The following is a 3,849-nucleotide window of genomic DNA, read 5'->3' on the forward strand; positions in this document are numbered from 1 at the left end:
CTTCATAACGCAGTAGGATGGCCATGACTCGACGGGCATGCTGCTTGTCGCGCGTAGTCTGAATAATCTTGTGCATTCGGCGTCGCTCTGGGCGAGGTAGGGGTGGTAAGATCGGCATGAACTCAGTCCTTTGGGTGTCGTTTTGTTTTGTTTGGCGACTGATCAGATCGCACAAACTGGACTGAGTTCCCTTCCTTACAGTGATCTACTATTCGGAACAGCTATTTAAGAGTTAGAAGGTATTTTGCTTCTGATAGTGGTAAGGTAAAGGCTAAACAGGCAAATATTTATGCATATGAAAATGGTGAAATCTCCGACCAATTATTTTATGGAGCTGCTAACATTTCATCATCAAAGCTAGGTTCATTAATCTATATTCCCGCTGTTAGTAAAGTAGAAGACACGTTAAAGACTTCAGGACCATCGCCTTTCAGAAATTTGATTGCACTGGTTATGAAAAAAGCAATTTCTACTAGTGCTTCTTTTGAAAACCTTAATACAGCATTTACCCAATTTAATAATGCCTTCCGTTCTGAAGAAGCTAGTGGATTATCAATAGAATCTTTAAAAACAGATATAAATAATGATTTGATGCAATGGGGTGTAGGGATTGATATTGAAGTTTCACCGATTAATCCTGATGATATAGTAAAGAATTTGTTAAAGCCCCATATTGAAGATCAGAAGTTAGATGGTCAGAGAGTAGATATTTCATCCTTTGGGCAAGGATTGCAGAGGCATCTAATTTATACTCTGATAAAAATGTCTGCAAAATATCATACTCCAGCGAAGGCTACCAAAAAGGATTTTAATCCAGATTATACATTAATCTTATTTGAAGGGCCTGAAGCTTTTCTCCATCCTTCACAACAGGATGTACTCTATAGAAGTCTAATTGATTTATCCAGTGAGCCAGGGCAACAAATTATTATCTCGACACATTCTTCTTTATTTGTAAGTAAGTCTATAAACTCCATTCCCTCAATTTGCAAATTACACAGGCAAGAGAAGGAAACAAAAGCATATCAAATAAAAGAATCTAATCTTCAAGAGATACTCAGCAATAACCTTGTTGCAGCAAGGCTTAGCGGTGAGAATAAAGATCCTGATTTCGACGAAGAAGTAAGAGTTTCAGATGAAGCTATAAAATACTTCTTGTGGCTTGACTCTGAAAGATCAAACCTTTTCTTTGCACGTCACGTTCTTCTTTGTGAAGGACCGTCTGAAAAAATTTATTTAGATTATCTAGCAGACAGGGAATGGGCGTTTTTACGTAATAATAGAGTCTACATTCTTGATTGTGTAGGTAAATTTAATATCCATAGATTTATTCATCTTCTTACGGAATTAGGCATACCTCATTCTGTGCTATTTGACGGTGACAATGATCAAAAAAATAAGTTCATTGATCATTCAATGTGGAATAGACTAATTAACGATGCAAAAACTCCATTAACTAAGGGTGTTCATCAATTTCAGGTTGACCTTGAAGAATTTCTTAATATTGAAAAGCCAAATAGTAAGCGTGGAGACTTAAAACCCATCAATGTAATCAAAAAGCATGTGTCGGGTGAAATTGCAATGGATAAACTAGAAGAATTGAAAGCGATAGTTCACGGTATAACCAGCGTATAACAAAAAATTTCAGGGGACGCCTGCGGCGCCCCTGAATTTGGCGTTAAGGATGCTAATGGAAATCAAAGAGTTTAATGCTTGCTATCTCGAATGTTTGAGAGAACTCTATTTATACTCCAGACGTGATAGTTTTTCATGGCTCCAAACAGACAGTTTCCAGCTAGGTGACTTCGATCGTGACAGCCAGGGAGAACGTATTTGGTTAGTCGAGGTTTCAGGAAACGTTGCTGGTTTTATCTCGATTTGGGAACCAGATAAATTTATTCATCATCTTTACGTTTCAAGAGAGTTACAGAACCAAGGTGTTGGTTCGGCGCTACTCAATGCTGCGAAAAGGGAATATGGGGAATTGAGTCTTAAATGCATGGTTAGAAACCAAAAAGCACTCGACTTCTATTTGTCACAAGGTTTTGAAATTGTGTCGCAAGTGGATGATGAATTTGGTGGTTATTTCCTTATGAGCTTCGGCGAACAAACTTAACAGGGCGTTTAAGTGGGATTTAGCGCTACGTGCAACCGGTTAACTCCAGCATTATTTGCTAGAGAGTGTCGCCATAAGAGAGCGGCCAATGCTGACTAATGACGGCACCCTTTGATTTTCAATGTTTTTCGATAATGGTGTAAGTTTGTAAGGATAGATAAATGGCAAAGTTTCTCAATACAAGTGCAACAAACTACTATCTTGAAGAGTTAATTAAAAATTCGTCTGAGCGTTTGATTCTCATTAGTCCGTTCTTAAAGCTGAATGACCGAATAAAAGAACTCCTGGAGGATAAGAATCGCCTCAAGATTGATGTGCGTATTGTGTATGGAAAAAGTGAGCTCCAGCCGGAGGAGATCAACTGGCTGAAGGAGTTGTCTTTTATTCGCACCAGTTTCTGCAAGAACCTTCATGCAAAGTGTTATATCAACGAAGAGTCCTGCATCATAACAAGCCTGAACCTTTACGAGTTTAGTCAGGTTAATAATAACGAAATGGGTATCGCCGTTTCTCGAACTGAAGATCCTGACATCTACAAAGATGCATACGATGAGGCACAGCGGATTATCAGGATCAGCGATGAAGTACGAATTTCTTTGGAAAAAATCACTCCGACTGATGAAGTGAACGACACAAGCAGTGAAGGTGAGAGCAAACTGACTTCATCAAAACTTGCCAGAAAACTGGGCTGCAAAACCAGCGAGCTACTGGAAAACTTCACTCAGGCCGGTTACTTGTCTTTTGTTGACGATAAGCATAGCTTGACAGAGGCAGGTAAGAACATTGGCGGTGAGTTCAAGTTCAGCAAGAAGTTCGGGCCATATTTTATTTGGCCGGAAGATCTTACACTGTGCTAATAAGACATTGAATTGCACATTGCAATATTGTTCCGCTGCTGGCGCCGTTAATTAGACTGTTTCAATTTACCTGCACGAGCACCAAAAATGATGATGTCTTACGAAATATGAATTCACGGTTTTCTTCCAAACATATTGCCCCTCACTGGCTGATGCGTTTCTTTGGCGCGGAATCTGCGACCTTTCAATTGACCGGAGAGGGCTTGCAGGTAGTCACCAAAAATGACGAAAAATACCTGATCCTGGCCGCATCGCTGGCCAATGAGGCGACCTTGCAGGAGGGCGCGATCTTCGCCAGGCTGGTGCTGCAAACCAGTACCGGGCCCAAAAGCTTTTCTGGTCTTCGCAAAAAAGATGCCCAGGCGTTGTTTCGGTGGTTGCGTGCACACTGGCTTCGGCAGCTGGCACCGGAGGTAATCAAAACCGCAGAAGACATTCGGGCGTTGCTGAGCCAGGGCTACCCCCGGCAGTCGCGATTGCAAGTGGCCAGGGCAATGGCGCAGCATGCTCTGGCTCGTTTCGTACGGGTACCCGACCCGGAGTGGTGCGAGGAGGTACGGGATGTACCGTTCGAGTGGGTGGCCGATGTCGCCGGGTGGCAGCATGATGATCTGGAAGCGTTGCGGCAGAGCTATGTCTCTCGCCAACTGCAACACTACGCGGATTTCTTTGCTGCGGTAGAGAGCCAGCCACTCACCGAGCGTCAGCGGGAAGCCTGCGTGGTGGACGAAGACAACAATCTGGTGCTAGCCGGTGCGGGTACGGGTAAAACCAGTGTGATGGTTGGCCGCGCCGGTTATCTCATCAAGAGCGGTCAGGCTCAGGGCAAGATCATGAAAAAACCTTATATGGCAAGGCTTCCGGCGAGGTTTTATT

At 42.7% G+C, this 3,849-nt stretch carries 4 protein-coding genes and 1 pseudogene; 4 read left to right on the forward strand and 1 reads right to left on the reverse strand.

Features of this window, described 5'->3' with window-relative positions; genetic code table 11:
* Positions 1–118, reverse strand: a pseudogene (locus BFR47_RS17855) (IS630 family transposase); the annotation flags it as partial.
* A 224-nt stretch (positions 119–342) separates the two neighbouring features.
* Between BFR47_RS17855 and BFR47_RS17610 the strand changes: the two are divergent.
* The 4 genes from BFR47_RS17610 to BFR47_RS14305 all read left to right on the forward strand — a co-directional run.
* Entirely contained in the window at positions 343–1,635 is a 1,293-nt protein-coding gene (locus BFR47_RS17610; protein WP_483869866.1) for an ATP-dependent nuclease, read from the forward strand.
* Positions 1,636–1,690: 55 nt separating this feature from the next.
* Positions 1,691–2,116: a GNAT family N-acetyltransferase gene (locus BFR47_RS14295; RefSeq protein ID WP_071473700.1), complete on the forward strand. Its 426-nt coding sequence runs from the start codon at positions 1,691–1,693 to the stop codon at positions 2,114–2,116.
* A gap of 161 nt (positions 2,117–2,277) precedes the next feature.
* Positions 2,278–2,973, forward strand: a complete 696-nt coding sequence (locus tag BFR47_RS14300) for a phospholipase D family protein (RefSeq protein ID WP_071473701.1) — start codon at positions 2,278–2,280, stop codon at positions 2,971–2,973.
* 203 nt (positions 2,974–3,176) lie between these two features.
* Positions 3,177–3,849 (forward strand): UvrD-helicase domain-containing protein (locus BFR47_RS14305; RefSeq protein ID WP_217645566.1); only part of this gene is annotated, 673 nt, incomplete at its 3' end.

It is taken from the genome of Oceanisphaera psychrotolerans, assembly GCF_001870485.1.
Classification (GTDB): domain Bacteria; phylum Pseudomonadota; class Gammaproteobacteria; order Enterobacterales; family Aeromonadaceae; genus Oceanimonas; species Oceanimonas psychrotolerans.